This window comes from Ferdinandcohnia jepli, from assembly GCF_047246645.1.
Taxonomy (GTDB): domain Bacteria; phylum Bacillota; class Bacilli; order Bacillales; family Bacillaceae_L; genus Ferdinandcohnia.
In genome coordinates this window covers 37,869-63,858 of the sequence record NZ_JBFOKR010000014.1, presented here as the reverse complement: position 1 = coordinate 63,858, position 25,990 = coordinate 37,869, and the positions used below count along the sequence as shown (strand labels likewise).

General features: G+C 37.2%; 29 protein-coding genes. 5 read left to right on the top strand and 24 right to left on the bottom strand.

Annotated elements, in window-relative coordinates; translation table 11 throughout:
* Positions 1 to 265 precede the first annotated feature (265 nt).
* The 14 genes from fabG to AB3M96_RS15695 form a co-directional block, all read right to left on the bottom strand.
* Positions 266 to 1,003 (bottom strand): 3-oxoacyl-ACP reductase FabG, encoded by a 738-nt coding sequence (fabG, locus tag AB3M96_RS15760; protein WP_412968588.1) that lies wholly within the window; start codon positions 1,001 to 1,003, stop codon positions 266 to 268.
* Positions 1,000 to 1,911 carry an intracellular short-chain-length polyhydroxyalkanoate depolymerase gene (gene phaZ / locus AB3M96_RS15755; RefSeq protein WP_412968587.1) on the bottom strand — a complete coding sequence of 304 codons (912 nt, stop codon included), beginning with the start codon at positions 1,909 to 1,911 and terminating at the stop codon, positions 1,000 to 1,002. The genes fabG and phaZ overlap by 4 nt, the downstream gene beginning before the upstream one ends.
* Positions 1,911 to 2,924, bottom strand: coding sequence for a 3-oxoacyl-ACP synthase (locus AB3M96_RS15750; protein WP_412968586.1), 1,014 nt, complete (start codon positions 2,922 to 2,924; stop codon positions 1,911 to 1,913). Before AB3M96_RS15750 ends, phaZ begins: the two co-directional genes overlap by 1 nt.
* 5 nt (positions 2,925 to 2,929) lie before the next feature.
* Positions 2,930 to 3,109 carry a hypothetical protein gene (locus AB3M96_RS15745; RefSeq protein ID WP_412968585.1) on the bottom strand — a complete coding sequence of 60 codons (180 nt, stop codon included), beginning with the start codon at positions 3,107 to 3,109 and terminating at the stop codon, positions 2,930 to 2,932.
* Between the two features lie 12 nt (positions 3,110 to 3,121).
* Complete coding sequence (locus AB3M96_RS15740) at positions 3,122 to 4,126, bottom strand: branched-chain amino acid ABC transporter permease (RefSeq protein ID WP_412968584.1); 1,005 nt, start codon at positions 4,124 to 4,126, stop codon at positions 3,122 to 3,124.
* A 4-nt stretch (positions 4,127 to 4,130) separates the two neighbouring features.
* Positions 4,131 to 4,991 carry a branched-chain amino acid ABC transporter permease gene (locus AB3M96_RS15735; RefSeq protein WP_412968583.1) on the bottom strand — a complete coding sequence of 287 codons (861 nt, stop codon included), beginning with the start codon at positions 4,989 to 4,991 and terminating at the stop codon, positions 4,131 to 4,133.
* Positions 4,992 to 5,021: 30 nt separating this feature from the next.
* Entirely contained in the window at positions 5,022 to 5,729 is a 708-nt protein-coding gene (locus AB3M96_RS15730) for an ABC transporter ATP-binding protein (RefSeq protein WP_412968582.1), read from the bottom strand.
* Positions 5,713 to 6,480 (bottom strand): ABC transporter ATP-binding protein, encoded by a 768-nt coding sequence (locus AB3M96_RS15725; protein ID WP_412968581.1) that lies wholly within the window; start codon positions 6,478 to 6,480, stop codon positions 5,713 to 5,715. Before AB3M96_RS15725 ends, AB3M96_RS15730 begins: the two co-directional genes overlap by 17 nt.
* Positions 6,481 to 6,561: 81 nt before the next feature.
* Positions 6,562 to 7,794: a substrate-binding domain-containing protein gene (locus AB3M96_RS15720; RefSeq protein ID WP_412968683.1), complete on the bottom strand. Its 1,233-nt coding sequence runs from the start codon at positions 7,792 to 7,794 to the stop codon at positions 6,562 to 6,564.
* Between the two features lie 178 nt (positions 7,795 to 7,972).
* Positions 7,973 to 8,164 carry a hypothetical protein gene (locus AB3M96_RS15715; protein WP_412968580.1) on the bottom strand — a complete coding sequence of 64 codons (192 nt, stop codon included), beginning with the start codon at positions 8,162 to 8,164 and terminating at the stop codon, positions 7,973 to 7,975.
* 366 nt (positions 8,165 to 8,530) lie between these two features.
* Positions 8,531 to 11,776 carry an AfsR/SARP family transcriptional regulator gene (locus tag AB3M96_RS15710; protein WP_412968579.1) on the bottom strand — a complete coding sequence of 1,082 codons (3,246 nt, stop codon included), beginning with the start codon at positions 11,774 to 11,776 and terminating at the stop codon, positions 8,531 to 8,533.
* A gap of 102 nt (positions 11,777 to 11,878) precedes the next feature.
* Positions 11,879 to 12,436 (bottom strand): signal peptidase I, encoded by a 558-nt coding sequence (gene lepB / locus AB3M96_RS15705; RefSeq protein WP_412968578.1) that lies wholly within the window; start codon positions 12,434 to 12,436, stop codon positions 11,879 to 11,881.
* Between the two features lie 31 nt (positions 12,437 to 12,467).
* On the bottom strand, positions 12,468 to 13,082 hold the full coding sequence (locus AB3M96_RS15700) for a TVP38/TMEM64 family protein (RefSeq protein ID WP_412968577.1): 615 nt from the start codon (positions 13,080 to 13,082) through the stop codon (positions 12,468 to 12,470).
* A gap of 571 nt (positions 13,083 to 13,653) precedes the next feature.
* Complete coding sequence (locus AB3M96_RS15695; protein WP_412968576.1) at positions 13,654 to 15,648, bottom strand: S9 family peptidase; 1,995 nt, start codon at positions 15,646 to 15,648, stop codon at positions 13,654 to 13,656.
* Positions 15,649 to 15,822: 174 nt separating this feature from the next.
* On the opposite strand from AB3M96_RS15695, the gene AB3M96_RS15690 reads away from it, so the two are divergent.
* The gene (locus AB3M96_RS15690) at positions 15,823 to 16,188 is read left to right on the top strand and encodes a YhjD family protein (RefSeq protein WP_412968575.1); all 366 of its coding nucleotides are present in this window, start codon (positions 15,823 to 15,825) and stop codon (positions 16,186 to 16,188) included.
* A 17-nt stretch (positions 16,189 to 16,205) separates the two neighbouring features.
* Here AB3M96_RS15690 and AB3M96_RS15685 read toward each other — a convergent pair whose 3' ends face one another.
* The 5 genes from AB3M96_RS15685 to AB3M96_RS15665 form a co-directional block, all read right to left on the bottom strand.
* Positions 16,206 to 16,625: a competence protein ComK gene (locus AB3M96_RS15685; protein ID WP_412968574.1), complete on the bottom strand. Its 420-nt coding sequence runs from the start codon at positions 16,623 to 16,625 to the stop codon at positions 16,206 to 16,208.
* Positions 16,626 to 18,974: a type IV secretory system conjugative DNA transfer family protein gene (locus tag AB3M96_RS15680; RefSeq protein ID WP_412968573.1), complete on the bottom strand. Its 2,349-nt coding sequence runs from the start codon at positions 18,972 to 18,974 to the stop codon at positions 16,626 to 16,628.
* Position 18,975: 1 nt separating this feature from the next.
* A complete protein-coding gene (locus tag AB3M96_RS15675; protein WP_412968572.1) occupies positions 18,976 to 19,626 on the bottom strand; it encodes a M23 family metallopeptidase in 651 nt (216 codons plus the stop codon).
* 5 nt (positions 19,627 to 19,631) lie between these two features.
* Positions 19,632 to 20,036 carry a hypothetical protein gene (locus AB3M96_RS15670; protein WP_412968571.1) on the bottom strand — a complete coding sequence of 135 codons (405 nt, stop codon included), beginning with the start codon at positions 20,034 to 20,036 and terminating at the stop codon, positions 19,632 to 19,634.
* Positions 20,037 to 20,179: 143 nt separating this feature from the next.
* Entirely contained in the window at positions 20,180 to 20,389 is a 210-nt protein-coding gene (locus AB3M96_RS15665; RefSeq protein ID WP_412968570.1) for a hypothetical protein, read from the bottom strand.
* A gap of 178 nt (positions 20,390 to 20,567) precedes the next feature.
* On the opposite strand from AB3M96_RS15665, the gene AB3M96_RS15660 reads away from it, so the two are divergent.
* From AB3M96_RS15660 to AB3M96_RS15645, 4 genes are all read left to right on the top strand, one after another.
* Entirely contained in the window at positions 20,568 to 20,759 is a 192-nt protein-coding gene (locus tag AB3M96_RS15660; RefSeq protein WP_412968569.1) for a helix-turn-helix transcriptional regulator, read from the top strand.
* 80 nt (positions 20,760 to 20,839) lie between these two features.
* Entirely contained in the window at positions 20,840 to 21,010 is a 171-nt protein-coding gene (locus AB3M96_RS15655) for a hypothetical protein (protein ID WP_412968568.1), read from the top strand.
* 58 nt (positions 21,011 to 21,068) lie between these two features.
* Positions 21,069 to 21,335, top strand: a complete 267-nt coding sequence (locus AB3M96_RS15650; RefSeq protein ID WP_412968567.1) for a hypothetical protein — start codon at positions 21,069 to 21,071, stop codon at positions 21,333 to 21,335.
* A gap of 120 nt (positions 21,336 to 21,455) precedes the next feature.
* Positions 21,456 to 22,139, top strand: coding sequence for an Ltp family lipoprotein (locus tag AB3M96_RS15645; RefSeq protein WP_412968566.1), 684 nt, complete (start codon positions 21,456 to 21,458; stop codon positions 22,137 to 22,139).
* Positions 22,140 to 22,310: 171 nt separating this feature from the next.
* Here the strand turns inward: AB3M96_RS15645 and AB3M96_RS15640 are convergent, their stop codons facing one another.
* From AB3M96_RS15640 to AB3M96_RS15620, 5 genes are read right to left on the bottom strand one after another with little or no spacing between them, the layout of a single operon-like run.
* Positions 22,311 to 23,162, bottom strand: coding sequence for a peptidoglycan recognition protein family protein (locus AB3M96_RS15640; protein WP_412968565.1), 852 nt, complete (start codon positions 23,160 to 23,162; stop codon positions 22,311 to 22,313).
* Positions 23,159 to 23,659 carry a phage holin family protein gene (locus AB3M96_RS15635; RefSeq protein ID WP_412968564.1) on the bottom strand — a complete coding sequence of 167 codons (501 nt, stop codon included), beginning with the start codon at positions 23,657 to 23,659 and terminating at the stop codon, positions 23,159 to 23,161. The genes AB3M96_RS15640 and AB3M96_RS15635 overlap by 4 nt, the downstream gene beginning before the upstream one ends.
* Before the next feature lie 36 nt (positions 23,660 to 23,695).
* Positions 23,696 to 23,824 carry a CD1375 family protein gene (locus tag AB3M96_RS15630; protein ID WP_412968563.1) on the bottom strand — a complete coding sequence of 43 codons (129 nt, stop codon included), beginning with the start codon at positions 23,822 to 23,824 and terminating at the stop codon, positions 23,696 to 23,698.
* Between the two features lie 3 nt (positions 23,825 to 23,827).
* Positions 23,828 to 24,115: a hypothetical protein gene (locus AB3M96_RS15625; protein ID WP_412968562.1), complete on the bottom strand. Its 288-nt coding sequence runs from the start codon at positions 24,113 to 24,115 to the stop codon at positions 23,828 to 23,830.
* Positions 24,116 to 24,125: 10 nt separating this feature from the next.
* On the bottom strand, positions 24,126 to 25,970 hold the full coding sequence (locus AB3M96_RS15620) for a phage tail spike protein (RefSeq protein ID WP_412968561.1): 1,845 nt from the start codon (positions 25,968 to 25,970) through the stop codon (positions 24,126 to 24,128).
* Positions 25,971 to 25,990 lie beyond the last annotated feature (20 nt).

Here is a 25,990-nt window from a genome sequence, read left to right as displayed (position 1 = left end):
CGTCGATGTCAGCACATCCTGTGCAAGTCCGACAAGCGCTGGAACCCCGACGAGGAGGCTCGAAAAAAAGCAAAGCTTTTTTCCTGCGAGGATTAGACTCACGAAGCATCCCTTAGTGTTGCCGCCGCAGGAGGGGTGAAGCGACCTCGAGGGGCTAGGCGCTGGAGCTTGACTTGAATAACCCTTTTTTCAAAGTTATCCGCATCATGAAATTTTATAATTTCCTAAACAATAAAAAAAACGAGCGGAAATCCACTCGCATTAGTTACATCATTATACCCCCATCGACATGAAGAGTTGTTCCATTTACATAATCTGATTCATCAGATGATAAAAACAAGTATGCATTTGCAATATCAGATGGCTTACCTAGCTTTTGTAAAGGTATCATTTGTTTTAATTGATTAATAACCTTTTCTGGAACAGTTGCCACCATGTTTGTTTCAATAAATCCTGGAACAACAGCATTCACATTAATCCCTTTTCTACCAAGCTCTTTTGCCCATGTTTTGGTCATTCCTACAACCGCTGCCTTTGATGCGGCGTAATTAGTCTGACCCACATTACCGTATACTCCAGAAACAGATGAAGTGCTAACAATCTTTCCTTTCCCGCCAGCTATCATATGAGGAACAACTGCCTGTGTACAATTAAATACACCAGTAAGATTTACATCGATCACCTTTTGGAAATCCTCTTGGGAAAGCTTAGTAAGCATCCCATCACGTGTGATTCCGGCATTGTTAATTAAAATGTCAATTTTTCCAAATCGTTCCATGACTCCAGCAACCATTTGATCAACACTCTCACGGTTTGCAACGTCTACCTGAAAAAATTCCACCTCGGCACCATTTGCTTTCAATTCCTTTGCTCTTTCTTCACCATCAGTATCATAGTCTACTAGAGCTACCTTTGCACCTTCTCTCACAAAGGTAATAACAGCTTCCAAACCTAATCCATTTGCCGCTCCCGTGATGATTGCTACCTTATCTTTTAATCTCATTTTGCTGGCTCCTTTTGCTCTAAAAATTGATGCATATGCTGTAAGAGTAAATTCAAATTATCAATTAATGGAGAATGGCCACAGCCTTCTAATTCAACAAATGTTGCATTATCTCCTAAATCCTCCATGATTTCTTTTGCCATTCCGTCAAGGACGACTAAATCTCTGTCTCCACGTAAAACCAATACAGGAATGTCAATTCTATCTGCAAGGCCATTCCCTTCTGTTAATCCGTTGTGGTGATGGCTAATATTAAAAGTATTTAAGGAATAATAAACTTCAGCTAAATTACGCTGTGTCATCATATCTTCAAGATACTCATTATAGTGATTTTCATCTGGTTGGTTATCTCTGTATATAGCAGCATTCCAGATTGCCTTTAGCGCCTCTTTATTTCTGTTGTTATATGCTGTTTGAATAGGTATCGTTCTAGCTAAATCGCTATGAATGTCTTCCATTGTTTTCAATCGATTCGAAAAATCCATTTGGCCGTCTGCGCCTAATCCAAAGAACGGATAGCCTCTTGTTGAAGCGGATGCTAATAGAATTAACTTAGAGCAATAGCCAGGATGATCTGCAACAAACTGCATACCAACTGCTCCACCAGTCGACCAGCCAGCAATTGTGAAATCTTTCATACCTAATTCATCCACAAATAATTTAATATCATCTGCAAAATCTTTGATTGACTGAACAGGCGTGTGGTATGTAGAAATACCGAATCCCCTCATATCAACAGCATATACCTTGTAATCGCTATCAAGATTGTCTATTACAACATCCCAATGTTTAGAAGAAGTCATGTTACCATGAATGAGAAGTAAAATTCTTTCTCCACCTTCTCTTTCGCGGTATCCAAGCGTTTCACCGTTTGCTAGTTTAACAGTTTTTAGTTCGACAGCAGACATTAGCAATCCCCCCATTTAATTGTTGTGGCACCCCATGCATACCCAATTCCGGCACTAACTAATACAACTACGTCTCCATCTTTTATTTTACCTTTTTTTACCGCCAATTCCATAGAAAGTATTTGGTCAATTTGACCAATATGTCCATATTCTTTTAAGTAAATAGAATTCTCTTCTGATAAGCCTAATTCCTTCAATACATAATCATGTGCTGACTTTTTCATATGAAGTATTCCTAAGTAGTTAATATCCTTTTCTGTATACCCGCTTTTTTCAACTGATTTACGGATTACTTGAAGGAAGTTTTGCATTGACTTTTCTTCCAGGCGTTTTTTCATACCTTCAGGATCTAATACGTCTAACATATTAAGCTTTTGATCCAAAGCTTCTTTTGTAATAGGGTATTTTGTCCCTCCAGCAACAACAACTACATCTTCTGAAAAAGAACCGTCTGTCATGATATGACTTTCAAGAACATGATTGGAGGCTGCTCCTTTTTGTAAAAGAATAGCACCACCCCCAGCTCCTAAATTGTACATGAATCTTGTTCTCGGATTTTCATAGTCAATAAAATCAACATTTCGGTATCCGCCTGCGAGTAAAACAGTTTTAATGGATTCATCAGATTTCATCATATCTTTAGCAACCTTAATTGCCATTATGGTAGTACCACATCTCATCGCAACATCAAAACCCCAGGCATTTACTGCACCTAGCTCCTGTTGCATTTTTATTGCCGCTGTCCATAGTGGATATTCCTTGTGTTCTTCCCCTATATAAAGAATTAAATCAATTTCGGCCGGATCTATTTTAGCCTTTTCAATCGCATTTTTTGCCGCTATAATCCCCATTTCACATGTATGATCCTCTGGCCCAGGTATTGGCTTTTTTGTAATACCTAGTTTTGATTCAACAATGTGCGTGGGAATACCTGATTTTTTTGCAATTTCTTCAGCTGTTAAAAATGTTTCTGGTATATATATTCCTGTACTTACAATTCCAATAGATTGCAAGATTGTCACTCCTCAATAACTTGTTTCATGAAGCTATATGCCTCTTCCAGATCAGTTACAATCACTTCATCCTCACCCTGCACATGACTCACTTTAATACGCCATTGCTTTTTCAACGTCTCTTCATCAACATTAACTAAAGCACAGCGGACAACGAATGAAGTTATAATTGGATTCTCATTCATGAACCTCTCTCCTTAGCCTGCTATTTTCTCCTTCTTAGTAACTCCAACTTTTTTTGATAGTCTTTTTGCCCAGCCTGCTTTTATTGACCCTACAATTCCCATCGGGAAGAACATTACAGCTAATATATAGAGAGTTCCGAAAAATATCATCCAACGTTCAAATATCCAATGTACCTTTGCTAACCCAGTTAACCAGTGGTGAGCAAACTCAATTAACCCTGCACCAATAATTGCTCCAACTAAGGTTCCCACTCCACCAATGATGGTCATAAGGAGAGCGTCTAATGTAACATCCATTGCAAATACAGATGTGTTTACAAAACGAAGTGTTAATACATACATTGAGCCCGAAATACTAGCAACAATTCCAGCAACAACACTTGCGATAATTTTATAATGGATGACATTGTAACCTAATGATTCTGTTCGCGGTTCATTTTCACGAATCGCTTGAAGTACACGACCTAAAGGAGATTCAGTGAATCTTTTTAAAATAAGGAATACTACAATCATTAAAAGTAACGTGACAAAGTACAACACCATACGGTCCTTTAATAAATCCGGAATACGAAATGTAAATCCATCATTACCGGCCGTTAGGGATCTCCATTTTTCTGCAGCAACTAAAAACAAACCTGAGAAAGCGAGCGTAAGCATAGCGTAAAAATGACTTTTTAAGCGTAACGAAAGTAGTCCTACGATATAACTTATAATCGCCGAAATAACAACACCAACAAGGATTGAGAGTAGAAACATCATGATTGTTGGTTCAAATCTTTTTAATAGAATCCCGGTTGTATAAGCTCCTATTCCAAAAAACATCGCGTGTCCAAACGATACGATACCCGTGTAACCTAGCAAAATATCATAGCTCATTGCAAAAACAGCAAATATAAAAATTTGTGTAAAGAGAATTAATATACTTCTTGTATCGTCTACAAATGGATAGCATAGTAAAAAAACAGCAACAGCAATATAGATAATATTTGCTTTTGAAGAATTGTTGAGAAGTTTCATACCCTCACCCCTTTGCACTAAATAATCCTTGTGGTCTAAAAATTAATACAATGGCCATTAGCAGCATATTAACTGCCAGCGATAATTCTGGGACATAATACGCCATAAATGCGCCAGATAACCCTACTAAAATAGCTGCAAATAAAGAACCTGTAATACTGCCCATCCCACCTATTACTACAACGATAAAAGCAAGAATAGCAAATTCCATTCCCATTTCTGCATGAATAACGCCAGAATACGGGCCTAACAATACGCCACTTAGAGCTGCCATAGAGGCACCGACCATAAATACAAGCATAAAAATCTTTTTAATATTAATCCCTAATGCTTGCACCATTTCTTTATTAATAACTCCTGCACGGACGATTAACCCTATCTTTGTATTTTTTAAAATATAATAAATTAAAAAGAACACTAGAAAACCAATCGTGATTATAAACAGACGATACTTGATTAAAATAACTCCACCAAACTCCCAACTACCACTTAAATAAGAAGGCGTTGAAGCACTTAATTGATTGGGTCCCCAGACTACTTTCAGCATCTCAGATAGTACTATCATGACTCCTAATGTAATTAAAATCTGTTGAATATGATTTCCATACACTGGAGTAATAATGAATTTTTCCATGAGCAAACCTAATAGTAGACCGGTTAGTAAAGCCGAAATAATACCTAGTAAAAAGCTATCGGTCATATCATAAGTCCACACACCAGCATAGGCACCCCATGCAAACAAGCCGCCATGCGCAAAATTTAATACATCCATAAGTCCAAAGATTAAAGTTAAACCAGCAGCTAGAAGAAATATTAGCATTCCAGTTGCTAGACCATTAACTGTTAAATTTATTAAAACATCCAATTATAGTCCTCCTCCCATTGGATTCAGTTATTAAGCAATTCCTAAATATTGTTTACGAAGCTGCTCGTTTTCCTTTAGCTCTTTCATAGCACCACTATGAACTGTTCTTCCATCATCAATAATGTAAAATTGATCCCCAATCGTACTTGCCATATAAAAGTTTTGCTCAACTAAAACAATCGTTGTTTGTGATTTCATCTCCTGAATTGACTCCATCACCTTTTCAACAACAATTGGAGCAAGTCCCTTACTCGGTTCATCAATTAACAATAAGTCATTGTTGTTTACATATGCTCTTGCTATAGATAGCATCTGTTTTTGTCCACCACTCAGATTGCCACCTTTTCGCTTCCAAAAATTCTTAAGGTCTGGAAACAAAGTAAGGATATATTCTAAACGCTCTCTTGTTTGGTCATTTTCTTTTTTAATGGCCACCTTCATATTTTCTTCTACCGTTAATTCCCCAAATATCCCTTGATCTTCAGGAACATAGCCAATTCCCTTCCCTGCAATATGATAGGTTGCTAGCCCTGCAATGTTTTCCCCATTGTATTCAACTCTACCCTTAGACGGCGGATTAAGTCCCATAATGGACCTTAAAGTAGTTGTTTTTCCCGCACCATTTCTTCCAAGGAGTACAGTGACTTCCCCTTTTTTTGCTTCAAAGGAAACGCCTTGTAAAATATGAAATTGATCAATATAGGTCTCAATTGCTTCTACTTTAAGATGCATTGTCATCGTACAAACCTCCTAGATACGCTGATTGTACTGTTTCATTATTCATGATTTCTTCTGGAGTTCCATCAGCTAGCAATCTACCATTAAATAAAACCATTACACTATCAGAAAGATCGAGTATCATATCCATCTTGTGTTCAATTAAGATAATTGTTCGATTTCCTTCTGCTTTTATTTTCTTGATAACCTCTAGTATCGCTGGCACATCTTCAAGCGACATCCCTGCTGTAGGTTCATCTAGCAATAATACCTCTGGCTCTAATGCCAAGAGCATCGCAATTTCCAGCTTCCTTTTTTCGCCGTGGGCTAAATTCTTAGCCACAGCTTCTACTTTATTTTCAAGAAGAACAAGCGTTAATATTTCCTTTGCTTTCTCTTCGAATTGTCGATATTTACGAAAATGCTTTAACATTTGATATCTAACGCCCGCCACGGACTGTACCGCCAGTCGAACGTTTTCTAGCACCGTTAGATTGGGAAATACATTGGTTATTTGAAAAGAACGTCCAATTCCTTTTCGTGTTCTAGCAGTTGGCGTTAATTTTGTAATATCTTCGCCTTTGAAATACACCTGACCATTCGTCGGACTTAGTTGTCCGCTCAATAAATTAAAGAATGTTGTTTTTCCTGCTCCGTTTGGCCCAATAATTGATTTAAAGTGATTTGCAGGGACCGTGAAATTCACTCCATCTACCGCTTTATGACCACCAAAAGATATTGATAAATTTTTAGTTTCTATAATAGGGTTCATATTTTTCACCTCTTTTTGTATACTCTTTTGAAAGTAATAGTAAACTTCGGCAGAAGCTACCGAAGTTTACCTTTTCATACTTTAGTTACGTATTGGTGGAGCTGTTTCCTCTGGTGTAAGTTCACGCATAAGTACAGGAACTGGATAATCAACACCATCCACTTTTTCTAAACGGATTGCATATAAAGCTTGCAGTGCTTGGTGATCTTCTTCTCGGAAAGTCATTGTACCTTTAGGTGTTTCAAAGCTCATACCTTCCATTGCAGTTATAAGTGTCTCAGCATCAGTTTTGCCATCTGTCTTTTTAATCGCTTCTACGATTGCTAATGCAGCTGTCATTCCACCAGGTGTAAATAAGTCTGGAACTTCTCCATTAAATTTCTCTTTATGTTTTTCTACTAACCAGTCGTTAATCTCATTCTTAGGAAGACCATGATAATATACTGTGAATCCTTCCATACCAACTAATGCATTCATCGTTGCAAGAGCAGGAATATCAGGAGCGCCAGTAGAAATTTTAATTCCATTTTCTTGAACCTTCATATCTGCAATTTGATTCCACGGCGAGTTCGCACCAGCCCAAACTACAAATAAATAATCTGGTTTTGCTTCAATAATTTTTTGGATATTTGAAGTAAAGTCTGTTGCAGCTGGGTCAGCATATTCCTCATGAATAATATCAGCGCCCAATTTTTCTGCGGCTTCTTTAAATGCTGCAACACCATCTCTACCAAATGCATAATCCGGTGCTAAAGTCGCAATCTTAACGCCTTCCTTTGCAATCGCTGCTGCACCTGCAACTGCATCTTGAGATGAGTTACGTGCAGTTCTGAAAATGTATTTATTCCAGTCTGCACCAGTAATACTATCGGCAGCAGCAGGTTCAACGATCATAACTTTTTCATATTCTTCCGCCAGTGGTAAAACCGCTAACGTATCAGCTGAACTTGATGAACCAACTAAGAAATCTACTCCATCTTCTTCAATTAGTTTAGTTGCTTTTTGAATTGCAACCTCTGGCTTTGTTTCTGTATCTTCCACTACAAATTGAATTGGGTGCCCGTTAACTTCCATCGTGCCACCAGTGGCATACTCTAGCCCCAATTCAAAACCTTGAGTAGATTGCTTCCCGTAAGATTCAAGGCCACCACTTAATGAAGCAAGTACACCAATCTTAATAGGATCCTTCGCTTCTTCACCTGAGTCATTCCCTTTGTTCCCATTGTCTTCCTCTTTCGTTCCAGTTGAGTCGGAACTACATGCTGAGGCAACTACCATTAACATAGCGAGCAAACTCATAAACAACATTCTCATAAATGATTTCTTCTTTCCCACTTTTCTTCCCCCTTGAAAATTCGACTTAAACATTAAAACTAGAAAACTTTGAATTCATCGTACTGCGGATTAGTTACAACTGAGTTACAAGGTGATGGATACATTAATTTAATGGGATATTGTTTTACTCTAGGAGTGTAGTATTTTAAGGCTTTCGCTAAATAATGGGTACTAGTAGATTCGGGTTATCATTTTTTGTGTGGACTCGTTTTGGCATTTTCTCAGGCGGAGAGTGTTCATCATTCTTTTGAGTGACTTCGCGTTTGGTTTCCTGTAGCTGTGGGCGTTCATTGCCTTTATGAGTGACTTCGCTTCGGTACTTCCTTCGGTGAAGGCATTCATTATTCATATGAGTAACCTCACTTCGGCATTTCCTCAAGCTGTGGGCGTTCATCGGCCTTATGAGTGACCTCGATTCGGCACTTCCTCAAGCTGTGGGCGTTCATCTTCCTTATGAGTGACTTCCCGTCGGCATTCTTCAAGCTAAGGTCGTTCATCTACCTTATGAACGACCAACTCCACCACTACTCCCTTCCGTTAGGCATTCATTGACCAGTCTATAATCTATTTCCCTAGCATGTTTATCCAAAACTACAAGACTTTAGTTAGAAAACCAAAGCTCTGATTCCCATAACCATATCGAAGTAGGTCCCTAAAACTAAAAAAGACCAAGCCTACTTTTTACCATAGTAGTCTCAGTCTTTTTTCATTATTCCTATTTTTTGAGATTTGAAGTTTGGAGAATCATTTCGTACATTTGCTTTGTTGGTTGCATAGGGTCAACGCCTAGTTCTTCTTCCAGTGCAACAAGACATCTTTTGTACCACTTCATCGCCTGTGGGCGATTGTTTTTTTGATAGTAACAGAACATTAATAATCGATAAGCTTCTTCCCATGTTCTATCCTTTGATAGTATTTGTTCACACCAGTAAATCGCTTCATCGAATTGCATTGTTTGTACATATGCTTGAGAAATTCGTTCTGCACCTCGTAAAAATAATACTTGAAGCCGCTCTCTTTCATTTAGGCACCAATCTTCATATCGTCGATTTGGTAGATAATCGCCTTCATAGAATTCTAAAGCCCGGCGCAAGCATTTAATGACTTGGTCTGTCTCCTTTTCGTGTAAGCCGGCATGAATCCATTCTTCAAATTCTATAATATCTAGCTGATATCCAGCTTCCTGGTTTAACCCATAGGACGAACCAACTCTTTGGATAAAAAACGGAGTTGACCTTGCAACACGATTTGGTTCAAGCGCATTATTCAGTGCATTTAACGCCACTTTAAAATCCCTTGCGGCCGCCGTTTCATCATGCTCTGGCCATAATATAGAAAAGACTTGCTCTCTATCTATCAAATTGTTACGCTTTGTAACAAACAGTTCAAGAAGCTCTTTTGCTTTTCCACGTTGCCAATCGGATTCTTCTACTTCATGACTTCCAAGCCACACTTTGAATTTCCCTAACGTTTGAATTCGAAGGGTATACCCAGGGTGTGATGTAATATTTGAATATCCCAAGTCGTTTAAAAGTTGGCTTACATACTGATGGTGAATACCTTCATTCTGGGCTTCTAATAACAATGGAACAACATTATACAGATCTTGCGGCCCAAAAGTTGTACGCTCTATTAGAACATATTCATAACTGCCAACCTGCATCTTCTTTAGAAAGCTACTAAAGGTTTGGATAAAATCAGCCCTATTTTTTTGATTATAATAGAGGAAGGATTGCCATAATTCAGCCATAACAATTCCATATTGGTCACCGCAATTCTCAAATAGGGCCTTACATCTGTGTAAATATTCTATAGCATTATCTCCTTTACCGTTATGAACGGAGGAAATTCCCATACAAAGTAAGATAAGTGCTGATAACCATGAATCCTTTACTTTTTCTGTTTCTTCAAGAGCCCGATTTCCAAACTCGATTGCTCTATCATACAGGCCCTTATTACCGTATAAAACACAAAGCCCCATTAATGGTTCTGCTTTACCTCTTGAAACATTTATTTCTTCCATAATTTCAAGGGCGGTTTCATAGCATTGAGTTGCAAGTGATAGATCATATTTATCAATAAGTTGAACCGCATGTCCCATTCGAATCCATCCGCAAGCCTCAACAAAAGGAGCTTGAAATTTAACTCCTTGTTTAATACCAGCCTCAGCAAGTTCCTTTGCTGCTTGACCATTTCCCATAAATGCTTCAATTAATGATAAAAGTAGATCTGTTTCCCTATGTGATTGCTGAAGGTGTGCTGTTTCTTGTTTTTTCTCATACACTTTCTTTTGCATTAGAATTTTGCGAGCTTCTACTAACTTTCCTGTTCTTAGATAGAGCCTTGCTTCTAAGTTTCCATCTATAAGTGGGATATCAAGTTCTTTCCCCTTTTCGAACCACTTTTTCGCTTTTAATGCCTGACCTGCATTTGCTAAATTCTCAGCCATAAGCTGATACAAGCGGCTCTTATCCTCACTTGATGAAGCTGTATGTTGTTCAAGTGTCTCAATAGCTTGCTGTAAGTACCGTTCCGCTTTACCAGGTTGAATCGTGTCGAGATAGATTTTTGCTTGGCCCTCAAATGCTTTACTCATACCTTGATGATCTCTCGCTTCTTTTGCCATTTGAATGACCTTTATATAACATTCCTCTGCCTCTTTATAGGAGCAGCGGTATCGTAATGCCTCCCCCTTGTATAGCCAGAGTAAATAATAATGATTCATAAGTGTAGTAGGTATTTTTTTCAGGCGTTCTAATAATCCTTCTAACTGTCCGTTTTCAATCATCTTTTGCCCATAATGATGAAGGATCTCAGCTATTCTTTCATAATCTTCAGTTGCTTCAAGATGATAGATTGCTTGATTAAAATCTCCCAATCTTTGATAATATCGAGCTGTCTGGATGTGCAAATTATGATAATGTCTTTCATTTGTAGAGGACAACCTCTGTTCCAGAAACTCTTTAAATAATGCATGATATCTGTATTGTCCTTCTCCAATAGAAAGCAAGAATAAATTATGATCAGAAAGCTCCTTTAACATTTCTCCTGAGCCTCTAATTCCTAAAACTTCATCACAAACCCTGCCATTTAATTCTTCGAATATACAAGTATTCTCCAGGAACTGTTGAACCATAGGAGGTTGCTTCATGAATACCTCCATCGCAAGAAAACGAAATAATTCATCTAGTGATTGTGATTTATTAGCCAGGATTGATACTAAATTCCCGTCAGATGTAAGTTGTTGACGAATCATACCAATTGCTATTATCCATCCCTCTGTCAAAGAGAAGATACGCTCTACATCATCTTCACTAATTTCCCCTTCATAAAGGTCACTTAAAAGCACCTCAACTTCATCAAAGGAAAACATGAGATCCTTTTGTCTTAGTTCGAGTATTTCCCCCTTCACCTTCATGGTCGTTAAAAACTCCCAGTTTGGCCTTATCCTACTTGAAATTACTAGATGTAGATTTGATGGTAGATGCTGTAATAACCAGGTTACCCATTGATCAATTGCCTCTGAATGCTGTACGAGATGATAGTCATCAATAAATAAGAAAATTTCATTTTCTAAAACGGAAATTTCATTTATAAATAAAGAACATAGAGTTCTAATTTCTTCATCCCGAACATAACGCTCAATATTTTCTACATAAAGAAGGAGTTCTGTTCCGAATCCTGAGTGATTTTTTCGAATGGCGTACACGACATAAGTGAGAAAAGGAATAATATCATCATCGTTATAACCAACACTGTACCAGCAGGATATTGTTTTTTGATCATTAATATATGTAGCAAGTGCCGTAGTCTTCCCATACCCTGCACCAGAGTGCAGAAGTGTTAATGGATAGTTTGGAATCGTTTTCATTTTTTTCATTAAAGAAGGTCTTCTTAAGATATGTTCCTTCATATTTGGCGGTGTTATTTTCGTTTGTAGCACGTGAATTTTCGCACCCAAATTCAAAACCTCCTTTCTTATTCATAATATTGTTACTATTTTATCATATACACATAAAAAAAGAACTCGATTCCTGGATAGAGTTCTTCATGAAATGTTACTTTATTTTAGAGTAATTGCCATCTGATTAACTGGCCAATATTTAAGTTTTACTTTTCCTACTACCTGGTCCATTCGTACGAATCCGAAATGACGGCTATCCCAGCTATCAAGCCGGTTATCTCCTACAACAAAGATATGATTTTCAGGTACAGTCATCTGACCCGTTTCCTCTTCTAATTTGTAATCACCAGTTAATTTGCCACCTATAAGGCCTTCTTTATACTTTTCAAGAAAAGGCTCTTCCACTTTTTTACCATTAATATAAAGAACATCGTCTTTATACTCAATGTGATCTCCAGGTAGCCCGATAACTCGTTTTACAAAATCCTCTTGCTTGCTTTTGTGAAACACCACAATGTCAAAGCGTTCAAGTTCACCGATTCTCATTTCGATTTTATTGACCATTAATAAATTGCCATCCTCAAGCGTAGGCATCATTGACTCACCATCTACAACATAATTTGTAAACAAAAAAGTCCTTAGAAAAACAACCAGCACAATACTTACACCAAGTGTCTTTAGTAATGAAAAACTCTGTTTTTTTGGGACTTCCTCCATTTCTCCTCCACCCTTCAATTTAATATAAGTTTTACCGTTCCTTGAGTAAAGCTGGTTTTACCTTAAGCCAAGCCTCCACCCGCTTACCAACTAGCCACAAAATAAAGATAATAATTAATACAATAATAGTTCGAACAGGCTGATGAAATAGCGCCCGTATATCATAGCCTATGAAGCTAATCGTAAAAATCATAACTAATTTTCCGCATAAAACTGCTAAAACAAATTGAGGAGTACTAACTCTTGAGAGCCCAGCAACAAGATTGATTGCTGCTGATGGTGTAAAAGGAAAACATAATAATATAAATAATGGTCCAAAACCATGTCTTTCAATCCAGTTTACAAGACTTTTCACTTTTCTATGTCGGCTTACAAATGAGAAGAAGCGTTTTTGACCATATTTGCGTACTAAAAAAAAGACAAGTAACGATCCCGCAATGGCACCAATCCATGAATATAAAAATCCCAACCAAAGCCCAAAAGCTGCAGCATTTGCCATTACAAATGCAAATAAAGGGAGAAATGGCAGGAATGCCTCTAACATCGGCAGAAGGATTCCAGGTAAGGGACCAAATGATCGATATTCCTTTAATACCTCTTCTATATTCTTTAATGTTACTAATTCCTTAATCATTTCAATATCCATGCAAAATCTCCTCACCATGAGTAAAAAAGGCTACTAACCTTACCATATATTGTACACCAATTGGTTGTACCTACCAAAACATTTACTATCTAAAAATTTAGTTTATTCACCTTTTGTCCTCCTGAGATGGACAAATGTATTTCTGCGGTGCCTGACACTCAGAAAAGCGCAAGCGCCTTTGGAGAGGAACGTCGCCTAAATACCGCCACTTCCTGTGGCGAACGCCGACATCAGCACATCCTGTGCAAGTCCGACAAGCGCTGGCCGGCTAAAATCGCCACGTCCTGTGGCAACGCCGGCACTAGCACGTCCTGTGCGTCGGAACCCCGACGAGGAGGCTCTAAAAAATGCTAAAGCATTTTTTCTGCGAGGCTTATGCTCACGAAGCTTTCCTTAGTGTTGCCGCCGCAGGAGGGGTGAAGCGGCCTCTCGCTGCTTAAAGCAAAGCTTTGCACAAGATATTCTCAGAAGCTTAATCAAAGATGAAAACTGGCTGGGCGCTGGAGCTAGACAGAAAATTTGTATTTCTCCACAAAAAGACACTAGCAGCAAGGGCTAGTGTCTCTCCATTCTATTTATTAAGGTACTCAACGAACCAGTCTTTTATGTGGTTTAGACGGGAAAGTCGTAGTTTTGGGTTACCGCTTCTTGATAGTTCATGGTTAGCACCAGGGAAGCGAACAAATTTTGTTGTTTTCTTCTGATGTTTTAATGCTACATAAAATTGTTCTGCTTGTTCGATTGGACAACGGAAGTCACGCTCACCATGTAGAATAAGAAGCGGCGTTTCTACATTACCTACATACTTAAGTGGTGAATGATCCCATAGTCTCTCTGCATCCTCGAGTAAATTTCCTTTTAGCTCCCACTCAGTGAAGAAGAAACCAATATCACTAACTCCATAGAAGCTTAGCCAGTTTGAAATTGAACGTTGAGTTACAGCCGCCTTGAAACGATTTGTATGTCCAACAATCCAGTTTGTCATGAAGCCACCGTAGCTCCCACCCGTTACACCAAGTTTTGTTTCATCAACAAAATCAAAGTTTTCAACAGCGTAATCCGTTGCAGCCATAACATCTAGATAATCTTTATTTCCATAATCACCTCGTACTGCGTCTACAAAGTGCTGACCATATCCGTGGCTACCGCGTGGATTTGTAAAGACGACCACAAATCCTTGCGCAGTTAACACTTGGAACTCATGGAAATATGTATTCGCGTACATTGCATGTGGTCCACCATGTACCTCGATTATAGTTGGATATTTTTTGCCTTCTTCATACCCAAACGGTTTCATCACCCAGCCATGAATGTCCCAGCCATCAGGTGCTTTGAAGGTAAAAGGTTCTGCATCAGAAAGCTCAACATCCTGTAGAAAGACAGCATTCACATTTGTTAGCTGATTTAATTCACCAGTACTAAGATCTAAGAAATATAAATCCCCTGGTTGAGTCGGTTTACTAATACCCACTACCGCTTTATGATTGTGGACAGTTAAAGCAAATACATGTTGATTTTCAAATAATGAAGGATACATTTCACCGTCTACCGAGCCATAATATACGCCAGTATTCCCAGTATTACTCATTAAGAAATAAAAGCTTCTGCTATCTTCATTCCAAATAACTCCAGGATCTGAGCCACCTAGTTGGAAATCACCAACTACGCTATCTCCAACATACACGTCCCATTCGCTTGTTAAACATGTTAATTCTTCACTTTCAACTGTATACAACCAAATCTTAGGTAGTGTAGCACCCATAAATTCTTTTTCGTGTCCAAGTAATGCGATATATTTACCATCTGGTGACCAAGTTGGATTACCAAAATTCCCCGTCGAGTTGGTAATCTTTTGATAGCTTTTATCTTCTATGCTCATGATGTAAAGGTCAGAAATCAAATTATAATCAGCATCTTCACTTATATCTCCAATAAATGTGATACTCTTTCCATCTGGTGACCAGCAGCCTGCTGCATAATCATATTCACCCTTCGTAAGCTGTTCCACTTCTCCTGTAGCAACATCAAGTAGCCCTAAGTGCTGATTTTTATTATCTAAAAATCCTGCTGCATCAGATTTATAGCGAATTCTTTCAACAACCAGCGGTTCTAGTTTTTTATCTTCTTCTTGGCTTTTTTTCTTCTCTTTATCTGTTATAGATTCGTCTGTAGCCAATGAAGTTGTAAACAGAATTTTACTCCCATCTGGTGACCAGATTGGATTTCTTGCACCATTTACACAATATGTAACTTGCTTTGGCTCTCCACCTGTTGTGTTCATTAAGTATATTTGTTGCTTGCATGAACGATTTGATACGAATGCCACCGTTTCACCAGAAGGTGACCAGCGTGGTGAACTATCACGTACATCCCCAAATGTCCACTGCGTTACTTTCCCATCTAATGTCCCAAGGAACAAATGGGAAGTGTACTCATGTTTTTCCTTGTTAATTGCTGTTTCTACAAAAACATAATTTTCCCCGTTTGGTGCAAATTGAGGATCATTGACCGTTTTTAACTCATAAAGATCTTCTGCAACGATTGCTCTGCTTTTTTTCTCTGTCATCCTCTTCCCATCCTTTGTTCTATATTTTATTTCAAAAAAACTTCTTCTTATGATTATGCACTACACATTAAAATATTTCGATACTAGAAATAAAATTCCTGCTGAATTTATTGCTAAAAAATAAAAAATAGCGTATCATAAACACAAACGTATGTTCTTAAAAGAGGGATGTATATGACGAGGATACCTGAAGATGACCGTCAAATTTTTGAAAGAGCGATTTTCTTACCAATGGTGCTAACCATTCTAAATCGTGACCTGTCAGTTATTGAGACAGCAGCATTTAAACTTAAGAAGCCTTATATAAATTTAATTGATTACACAATGAAAAAAGTACAGAAGGATTTATATGAAACAAAATTAGAAATGAAAAAGAAAAACATGAAGGTGTGGGAAAAAAGCAGAGATGAGGCTTTCACATTATTTTCATTCTTATATAAGGGATATGAAGAGGAACACAATTATTTTAATCCGAGAATACGGAACGAGGTACAACAGCTACTGGAGTTCTATTTAATTCAAAAAAACTCCAACGATTAGGAGTTTTTAACACGGGATTATCCAGCGGTATTCGATTCTGGAAAAATTTTTGTATGGCTTTCTTTGTGAGTTGGCGGATTCAATACAAAACTCCTTTTAGTCTCTTGTTTTTCCATTCTGCTGGCAACAATGGTACGGAGTTGTGCGGTTCTGTGTAACTGGTTCTTAAAAGATCCCTTAGAAATCTGTAATTGTATGGACTGCTTATTTGTAAAAATGACAGTCGTCTGTTCGTTTTCTTCATATGTACTATCTAAAATATAGGTATGTGAAAGCCATGCACATTGCGGTTTACTCGGTGAGGTAGTTGGAAAGAGGTAAATCTTATTTGATGCTTCTACAATAATTGGTGCTTTATGGGTAATACCCATTATCTCCTTGGTTCCTTCTTGCCTTCCTTCACGAGTAATGAAAGTACTAAAATTAAAAAGGCGCAATTATAGCGCCTTTTTGTCTGATACTGGTTCCGGTAATTTCGTAATAAACCTTCCATATCCATCCTTTGTTTTAATCAGATTCAACGAATGAAATCTTTTAAGTGACATTAGATCCTCAAGGTCATATGGTTTCAATTCATCCTGGAGCTCCTTAAAGTTTTCCTTATCACATCCAGCAATCAACATATAACTTGCAGATGCACTTCTTAGTTCTGGCCTTATTGTTTTAATCTGATTTAAGTAATGGCAGCTAAGAATAGGTTTTATATTAAACTTAGGTAATCTGCTTAATTTAGTAGTTAAGAACTTCTCCGTATTCTCTACCTGGTATAATTCATCAATTACTAAATTAACTTTCGTCATCTGGTCACGATTTCCTTTATATTTTTGTTTTCTCATTTGTAAAGCCATCCACAACTTTGTCATCCAATAGGTACAATACACATCTTTTTCATTATCAGTTGTAAACATGTGCTCCGGCATACGAATACATATTAACTGGCTTTTTTGCATTTCCTCCACAAGATTGAAATTGTTTTCTGTGGACTTCTTTAACATGAGCTCCATATACGTGTTCGATTTAAGTTTATTCAATCGGTCAATGATTCCTACGATTAGATTTAATTTAGTTCCATTTAAGTTGCCTTCTTTATCGCACTCATCTAATTCTAAAAGACTGACCATGTACTCATTCATATTGTCGTATTGATTCTTTGGTATCTTATTCAAAAACTTATGTCTTGCATTATGGTCCTGAAGCACTTGAAATACATCCCTAACACTTCCACCAGTGATGAATACAACTAATGCAGCACTTGTTAAGTAACGCTCCATTTTAGGAGATAAATGAGTATCTGAAGTGTTGATTGAATTAACCAATGTCATTAACTGTGTTGTTTGTTTCTTTGCATTGTCGTACTGGATAAATGGATCCGCACTCACTTCAACTTCGTTATATCCTAATCCTTGCAGTTTGGTGAAATCATTACATTCCACATTCAATACTTTATCTTTAGGAAACAATGCAGCAACCTCATCACTTAATTCACAGTTTCCAATGTAGTCAAAGAGTATAGTACATTCATCAGCTGCAACTGAATCATAAGCAAGGTTACCAATAAGAGTAGATTTACCTGCTCGATTAGGACCAATTAAGATGAGTGATAGATACTTAAACTCTTTATCTGTGGATAGAAAAGCATTTTGTTTCTTACCTCTATAAGTGTTAATTCCAATTCGCATAACACCCTTTTGCAAATCCTCTGGAACCTCTGTTTGTTGAGTCTCTACTTTTTCAATAAAGTTGTATTTCTCTAAAATATCCCTTCCGGCCACAGTAAGGAAGTTTTGTGCTTCTAAATCACCAATCTTATTTACTTCTGCTTTAATACTATAGTCCGTATATTCAAATGGTTTTAATGGTTTTGCTACTAGTCGATTATCATCTGTAATGGTTTCAAAGCTCTGTGCAATACTTCTAAGATTGTTCTTTTGTCTTAACTTATCTTTGCTCTCACTCATAACAGCAATTTGTGTATTTACGATTGTAGCAGTTGCTTTTTTTCTAGTGGATTCACTCACCTTTTTACCGCCATTTAAACGCTCTAAAGTTTGCTCTAATAAATTTATACCCTCTTCTTGTTTTTTGCGCTTATTACCCCCTCCAATCGTTTCTCCGATATCATCCACAATTGATGAAAGTATTCCTATTACTAACTTTAAAGCATATGAAAAACCAATCTTATTACGGTCAGTTGGCAAGTTTCGTTTTACTTTATTAATTGTAGCTTCATAAGTACTTCTCCAGCTAAATTGTGATGTAGGCATGAAGTTATAAAATACTCCCACTTTATCTCCTACTTCCATTACATCTACGATATTTAACTTAGAATGAAGTAGATCATTGTCCCTTCTATCTGTTGCTAAACTTAATGCATCTTCCTTTGTGTAGTTCATTTGATATCTTGCAGCTGCAGGTGAAAATGTTGGTAAGGTTTTTACTTCTGCTAAAGTGATGTTACTCCAAACATCTGTCATTTTCTCTTTGATCACTGAGAAATATGGTTTGGGAATGATGAAATAAAACTCGACCTTCTTCTTCTCGATATAAACAAAGAAAGATACTTTTGAATTAACCTCAAATGAATATTTAGTGCCTAGTAGAAATTCTCTACCAAGGACTTTAACAACCTTTGCTTCTTCCTTTTTGATATTCTGGAGAACATTTTTATACAGTGAGGAAATAGCCTTTGCTAATTTGTGGGTTGAATTATTGCGGATTGAATTATTAGGAGTAAGCTTCAAATAGACGTATTCCGGCTTTATAACACTAATCTTAATTCCTTTCATATCAGTACACCCCAAAGAAGAATTTTAGTAATACATTTGCTAATTGCAGCATTCCAAACCATCTCATACCATCTTTATATCCAGCAACCTTAGCAAGTATCATGATGCCTCCGCCAACTAAGGCTACTGCTCCAATGGTTTCAACTAAGATATCACGAATACCTTCTAACACTCCAAAGAATATTTCCTTTGTATTTTCCTTTGCAGTTTCACGAATACCTTCCGTACTGTTCATTAACACTTTTGTTATGACACCTTGAGATACACCATCTCCACTTATTGCTGCAAGTTGTTCTGCTAATGGAGATGGATCTACGTATTCACCATTTTCTTTTAATGCAAAATGTAAATGTGGTCCCGTTGAATTGCCAGTATTTCCACTCAGTCCGATAACTTCACCAGGACTCACATGTTCTCCTACTTTGGCTTTTATATCATTCATGTGACCGTATATTCCATTGCTACCATCATTAAAACGAATAGTAATTCCGTTTCCTAATGAACCTTCCCCTGTATAAATTTTTTCAACAACTCCTTCTTTTATGCTTCGTAACGTTGTGTTCTCTGGCATTGCTAAATCAATCCCTGTGTGTGGCCGCCAATTTCGAATGGGCGATATATCTCCAAATTCGGAAGTAAGTCTGAATTTCATAACCCTCACCCCTTCGAAATGTTTTGGAATACTTCGTCTACTTTATCCATGCCATAAGGTAAACCAAGTAATAATAGATAGATCATAAGATAAGAGAAGAAGTGTTTCTTAGCAGAATCAAAATCTCCATTACCCACAGATTTGATAGTATCCATGCCACCTTTAAAAACAATTACCCATTTACCAATTGAAATTAACTCATAGTACAGTTTGCGTGCTCCTACATCTATTCCATTACTAGCAAGTGCATAGTCAAACCCTCCACCAGCTACAAAAATAATAATTGTTGTGCCCACAATCTTGTAGACGATACCGTATTTATCCATGTGACGCTTAAATTTCGTTAATACATCTTCCTTCTCATTTCGAACAAATGCTCCTACAGACATGTATTCCGTTTTAGCAAACATAAATTTTCCTCCTCAGATTTGTGTTAGACATGCAACTTTTTACCATTCCTCGCATACTCTGACATAAGAGAGTGTCAGAGACTTAGGCGCTCTCTAACTTTTTTTGCCTCTTATTCAGTTCTTACTTAGTTCCTACCTAGTTCTTACTCCACAGTAAATTTTATCCCTCCTTGATTGCGTATAACCGACTTATGCTTGGCTTTATCCATCTGGTAAGCTCTATCTACCAGGAGACGTAAAAACGCGCTAGAATTCCGTTTCTTACCGTTTGGTAGTTGCTGCACGTATTTATATAACTCCGCTTGCTCTGGATCATCAATATTTAGTACAAGAGAAACTTTTTTCAGCCCCATATGAATCTCCCTTTCCGAAGTATTGAAGAAGTAGGTTTCTAGTAGTTCCTACCCTCTTGATTAAACTATATGGGCGAATAGCTTGTTTGTTACCAAAAATATTTCTAATTTAACGATATATTTTTTCCGTAGCAGGAAAAATAAAGGTGATATGGAATAAATAACATAGGTGATGATAATGAAATGCAGATTAGGTGAAATATTAGATGAACGTGGCATAAAAAGAAAATGGGTAGCTGAACAAATTGGAGTCTCCCAGAAACAAGTAAGTAATTGGATTGCTTGTAGGAGTTATCCGACTGTTGAAAAGGCATTCGCAATTGCTGAGTTATTAGGGGTAAAAGTTGATGATCTGTATAAAAAAGATTAGAAATTTTATTTCTAAAAAATAGTAATATATTTTCCTTTAGTTCATAGAATGTATTAATAGAACAAAAGGGAGATGACGACATGACAAGAGAAGAATTAATGAAGCGTACTGTAAAGGATTTAAAGGCTTATTACGAGGAATTAACAGGAGTGCCTTATAGTAGAAGCATAAAGAAAAAAGAACAGCTTGTAGGCGATATAAAAATGTATATGAGAGCATGTCAACGAGGGAAAGCTTTTAGTCAAATGTAACCTCCACCTTTAAGGTGAGGGTCTTTTTTGTTTTTATAATATTTTCGAGGTGAATGTGATGAGAGTAAATATCGAAGTAACCCTTAACATAGAAGATAACATTATGAGTAGTGGTGGAACATTTACAGTTAATTATCGAGAATATAGGGATAATCCTAATTTAGCAGTGGCATTTGTTGCGGATCGTTATATACAAAATATTATAAGTCAGACTGGATATAGACAAACGGATATAAGAAAAGTTGTATATAACGGAGATAAAGACATCACAGAGCTCACCAAACAGATTAGGAGAATACCACCAAAAGATAACCTTCCATTTTAATAACTCTTAGCATGAAAGGTTTACCAAAAATAGTATAGCTGATTAAATAAAATTAAACCAATTTTTTACCAGTTGTGTTATAAATAGTATGTAGAAAATAAATAATAGGGGGAATTAATTATGTGGATGTTTATTGGACTTACTAGTTTTGTGGTATTTCTTGTTTTTTTAGTTTTAGGGTTTATTGGATTAATAAAGAAAAACGGAAAGGCTAAAAAGTCATTTGTCAAAGCACTAATATCATTCATTGTTCTCATTGCCGCAGTTTCTTTCGATGATAGTGAACCACCAGCTGAAGAGGTAGCTTCTGTTCAAGAAGAAAATAATAATGGCGATGCAGAAAAAGCACAAGCTGAAGAAGATGCTGAAGCAAAAGCTAAAGAGGAAGAAGTTGCTAAGGCTAAAGCTGAAGAAGAAGCTAAGAAAAAAGCAGAGGAAGAAGCAGCTGCTGAACAAAAAGCTAAAGAGGAAGCGGAAGCAAAGGCTAAAGAGGAAAGTATTCCTAGAGAACATAAAGCAGCTTTGAAGAAAGCGGAAGCATACGCGAACACTATGTACATGTCAAAGGCAGGCATTTACGACCAATTGATTTCGGAATATGGAGAGAACTTCCCTGTGGAAGCTGCCCAATATGCAATTGACAATATTGAAGTGGATTGGAAAGCTATTGCATTGAAAAAAGCAGAATCATATGCAGAAACAATGAGTATGTCAAATTCAGCTATTTACGACCAATTGGTTTCGGAATATGGAGAAAAGTTCACCCCGGAAGAAGCGCAATACGCTGTTGACAATTTAGAATAAGATTAAAAGCCCCCACAATTATGTGAGGGCTTTTTACATACAAAAACCCTACCTTTTCCGAGATAGGGTTTAAGGATTCTTTCTATGAAAGAATATCAAGTGTAGCTTAAGTATAACCTTAAATGGCCATTTGAACAGTATGTTCACAATATTGTTTCAAATTGTACACATTTACAATTTTATGGTGCCATCTGAATTTACCTTAATTGTAGTGTTAGCTAACATAACTCCACTATTATTAAAGAAATAATAATCCTTTTTACCATTCCAGGTTAAATAGTGTAAGCCAGTAACCATGTCGCCATCAGAATTTAAGTAATACCACTTGCCATCGAGTTGAATCCAACCAGTTTTCATAACTCCATTAGGACCTAGATAATACCACTTGTTTTTATGAAGGATCCATTTAGAAGTTGCCATGGCACCATCTTTATCTAGGTAATACCAATCCTTTTTGTACTCTACCCAAGCACTTTTTACTAAGCTTCCATTCTTATAGTAATACCATTTGCTGTTTTCTTCTTTCCACCCATCAACATTCATTGCTTTCTTAATTTCATTTAGGAAAGAATTCCAACTACCCTCATCTAAGATACGGTGAGGACAATATTTCCCTGACCAATCTTGGTGTTTTTTTACACGATCTATTCCCCAACCACGTTCTTTTAAAAGTTGAGCAACAAACTTAATGGTGAGTGCTTCAGCTTTTTTATAAAGTTCTCCACCTGATTTAGAATAGCAAATTTCAATTTGAATTGAAGACCTATTCCCTTTACCGTTCCCGCCGTCCCCAGCAGCCCATGCATTACGATCTAATGGAATGCCTTGAACAACTTCTTTATCATCGATTGCAAAGTGGTATGAAACTTGGTTATTGTTATTTATCATATATTGAACTTCATTGTTAGCACTAGCGTCGTTATAAGTATTGTGAATTGTGATAGACTCAGCATTTAAAGTGTAAGGACATTTCACCTTATACTTATTATCTTTAACCAGCATTTGTCTTACTGGAATATTCACTTCTTATCCTCTCCTTCACCATTAGGTGTACGGCTTTCAGAACGTTTTATTTTGGCTTCAATCTCACTTGCTACCCAATCAATCGCCCATGTGGGCACCCAGGTATTCCATCCTGCGCGTTTAAAGTTAGCTGACATAGATAAGAGTGTGTGGAACATAATACCGCCCCAAAAGGTAAAAAACACTACATTTGGAGTGCCAAGAATTTTATCTAGAACTGCTCCCCAAGCAGGTAACGCTAATAAAACAGCAGTTCTTAAAATACCCTGTAGTCCGTATTCACTTGCATATGATCCATCCTTTTTAGCAGCTGCGATCGCACCTGCCCAATCGAATAGAATTGCGAAGACTAAAGCTGCAGCGAACCATACGTATAGATCAGAACCGCCATAAAGTTTGCTACCTAGTCCTCCAATTGCACCACTTAAAACACTTGCAAACCCATTTCGCAAGTTAAACACTCCTGAAAAATTAAACAATCCTAGATAAAAATTCAAACTCTCCATCTCCCTTTTAGGTAAAATAAAGAGCACCTATTCCGCTAGGTGCCCAACTCCTTCAGCTTCTAATATTTCTTTTACTTGCGGCTTTAACATCTCAGGAACGTCTGAGTATGTCTTTAAACCTCTCATAATATAAGTTGCATATAACATTGCCAACATTCATTAACCCCCTAATACAATTTCTGCTAACTCCATAATAGCAAGTGCATTCATTTCATTTTCTTTCTTGAGCGGTTCTTCTAAAGGAGGATGTTCCTGTCTAAATGCCTGAATCTCCTCTAGAGTTAAACCTTCAAGCCACTGTATGCCATTCCACTTAGGTCTGTATAAACCCTCTGGAACCCGAACTTCAATACAATCGCTAGGAATCTCGTATTGTCCATTTTCGTTAGGCTTAAGTATTTCTGGCTCTATATAAAACCCGTTTTCATCAATTCTTGATACTTGCATAAAATCTCTCCTAACCAATGAAGATTGGTGGAATGTTATCTAGAGATATATAAGTTAAATCTGGCCCAGCTATTAGGACGTTGCCATCCGGAGTTATGCGAGCTGTAGCAACAGAATTAAAACCACAAACTAAGCCGAAATACAATGTTTTAAATGGTCGATCACCTACTGGTAAAACGAAAGCAACTGTGCTGCTAGAAGTTCCCTTTATAGAGCCTCTGAAATGAATAAACCCAAAAGGATCTTTTAAATAACCTGCTGATTCATAATCGTCTCTATAATTAGTCCATCCGTTTATTAAAGTTGCAGGAGTAAAGCCTTTATCAATCTTAGATTCTTCGTATTCTATCCAACCACCGCGAAAATTAATGTATCTATCTAATCTCGGATTTCCACCCATCCACGTTTCAAATTTAGCCATTCCACTTTGAATATCAGTTCTCCAAGATTCGGATGTTTCCTCGCTTGCGCCAGATGATGTAATGAGGCTACCTCTAAGCGTTCCGTCAAAGGTTCCACTTGCACCTTCTAAATCACCAGTGAATTTAATCTTCTTAGTGATAGGGTCTACATAAAAAAGGCTTTCCCATTGTTCTTCTACTGTGTTCCTGGTTTCTATAAGTACGCCTACATCAGCATTGTATGTAGTACGTACAAGCTCATCATCACTTACAGATAAAAACCCTTCTTCTTCTGAGATACTAACGCCTTTGTATGCGTCACCTTTAAGAACGGCTTGTTGTAAGGATGCTTTATTTTTTATTAATGTTTTCAAAGTCTGGACTTGTTTTTCTAAGTCCTCTTTTTTTATCTCCTTAAAATTACCTATAGTAAATTTCTTTATTTGATGCGTAATCGGGTCAATATCAACATCTTGGATTCGCGCCTCTAGGTAAAGTGGAGGTTGATATCCATCATCACTGATCCTAATGTTGTATCCAACACGTATTTTCTTATGTTCAAACCCCTTAATGTGCTCTAATGACACTGCTTCACACTCATACGAAACAATTGCATCAATTCGTTTTTGCAATTCAGTTTTTGTATAGGTGGTTAGTTCCGCTAAGGTCATATCAGTATTAGTTGATTCAGGTTCATAAGTCTCGATTAAGTGTTGTCCGTTACGTCCCCAACGTTGTAAAGCTTCTTTGTCTTCCACGAATACAGTGAGCTTTGTTCCGTCATCTCTTTCTGGTCCTATACCTAAGAGAGCCGTTACAATCATTTGGCTGTCTTCTTTTCGTTTTACACCAACCAAATCTTTGCCAAATTCAACCTCAGTTCCACTGAATTCTGTATTTGGAAGCTTTAAATCAACAAATCTTCCCACCACTCTATTTCCTACAACAACTACTCTAAATCGTAATTCTAACCCAAAAGTAGAAGCTATCTTTTTCAATAAATTGTATGGATCAGTGTAATCTTCGATTGTTATTGTTCGAACAAAGGTATAGTCAATATCTCCTGATTGCCATTCCGTACCGTCCAATGCTAATTGAACAGATGTGGAAGGAGTAGCGCCTTGAATTGTTTGTGGTTCAATTACCTTTGACTTGGCTAAGTCTAGATAGGTTGCATTTGATTTGACTAGCTTTTCCCCACGCTTGTATTGTTCGGCATAGGTTATTAAGTACTCACGAAAAAAACCATCCTCATCCTCTAGGAGTAGACGGTTTCTTTTTTCAAGGAGAGCTGCCTTTTCTATTTTTGCGTTTGCCCTAAAATCAAATATATTCAGGTTGTTAAGACTATCTGTTCTTAATGGGTTCCAATATTCAGCTTTGTTTGGGTTTAAGGTTCCTAATATTTGGTCCGTTTGCTTGTCTAGAATATGAACAAGTGTCAATTTTTCCACCTGCCTTTTGTTCAAAAATA

Excerpts from the sequence above, each read along its gene's own strand:
- lepB (WP_412968578.1), bottom strand. The coding sequence starts at position 12,436 with ATGGAGGAAGTCCCAAAAAAACAGAGTTTTTCATTACTAAAGACACTT.
- AB3M96_RS15740 (WP_412968584.1), bottom strand. The coding sequence starts at position 4,126 with ATGAAACTTCTCAACAATTCTTCAAAAGCAAATATTATCTATATTGCT.
- AB3M96_RS15720 (WP_412968683.1), bottom strand. The coding sequence starts at position 7,794 with ATGAGAATGTTGTTTATGAGTTTGCTCGCTATGTTAATGGTAGTTGCC.
- AB3M96_RS15725 (WP_412968581.1), bottom strand. The coding sequence starts at position 6,480 with ATGAACCCTATTATAGAAACTAAAAATTTATCAATATCTTTTGGTGGT.
- AB3M96_RS15660 (WP_412968569.1), top strand. The coding sequence starts at position 20,568 with ATGAAATGCAGATTAGGTGAAATATTAGATGAACGTGGCATAAAAAGA.
- AB3M96_RS15650 (WP_412968567.1), top strand. The coding sequence starts at position 21,069 with ATGAGAGTAAATATCGAAGTAACCCTTAACATAGAAGATAACATTATG.
- AB3M96_RS15690 (WP_412968575.1), top strand. The coding sequence starts at position 15,823 with ATGACGAGGATACCTGAAGATGACCGTCAAATTTTTGAAAGAGCGATT.
- AB3M96_RS15665 (WP_412968570.1), bottom strand. The coding sequence starts at position 20,389 with ATGGGGCTGAAAAAAGTTTCTCTTGTACTAAATATTGATGATCCAGAG.
- AB3M96_RS15645 (WP_412968566.1), top strand. The coding sequence starts at position 21,456 with ATGTGGATGTTTATTGGACTTACTAGTTTTGTGGTATTTCTTGTTTTT.
- fabG (WP_412968588.1), bottom strand. The coding sequence starts at position 1,003 with ATGAGATTAAAAGATAAGGTAGCAATCATCACGGGAGCGGCAAATGGA.
- AB3M96_RS15745 (WP_412968585.1), bottom strand. The coding sequence starts at position 3,109 with ATGAATGAGAATCCAATTATAACTTCATTCGTTGTCCGCTGTGCTTTA.
- AB3M96_RS15715 (WP_412968580.1), bottom strand. The coding sequence starts at position 8,164 with ATGAATAATGAATGCCTTCACCGAAGGAAGTACCGAAGCGAAGTCACT.
- AB3M96_RS15625 (WP_412968562.1), bottom strand. The coding sequence starts at position 24,115 with ATGCAAGTATCAAGAATTGATGAAAACGGGTTTTATATAGAGCCAGAA.
- phaZ (WP_412968587.1), bottom strand. The coding sequence starts at position 1,911 with ATGTCTGCTGTCGAACTAAAAACTGTTAAACTAGCAAACGGTGAAACG.
- AB3M96_RS15695 (WP_412968576.1), bottom strand. The coding sequence starts at position 15,648 with ATGACAGAGAAAAAAAGCAGAGCAATCGTTGCAGAAGATCTTTATGAG.
- AB3M96_RS15700 (WP_412968577.1), bottom strand. The coding sequence starts at position 13,082 with ATGGATATTGAAATGATTAAGGAATTAGTAACATTAAAGAATATAGAA.
- AB3M96_RS15730 (WP_412968582.1), bottom strand. The coding sequence starts at position 5,729 with ATGACAATGCATCTTAAAGTAGAAGCAATTGAGACCTATATTGATCAA.
- AB3M96_RS15670 (WP_412968571.1), bottom strand. The coding sequence starts at position 20,036 with ATGTTTGCTAAAACGGAATACATGTCTGTAGGAGCATTTGTTCGAAAT.
- AB3M96_RS15675 (WP_412968572.1), bottom strand. The coding sequence starts at position 19,626 with ATGAAATTCAGACTTACTTCCGAATTTGGAGATATATCGCCCATTCGA.
- AB3M96_RS15630 (WP_412968563.1), bottom strand. The coding sequence starts at position 23,824 with ATGTTGGCAATGTTATATGCAACTTATATTATGAGAGGTTTAAAGACA.
- AB3M96_RS15655 (WP_412968568.1), top strand. The coding sequence starts at position 20,840 with ATGACAAGAGAAGAATTAATGAAGCGTACTGTAAAGGATTTAAAGGCT.
- AB3M96_RS15680 (WP_412968573.1), bottom strand. The coding sequence starts at position 18,974 with ATGAAAGGAATTAAGATTAGTGTTATAAAGCCGGAATACGTCTATTTG.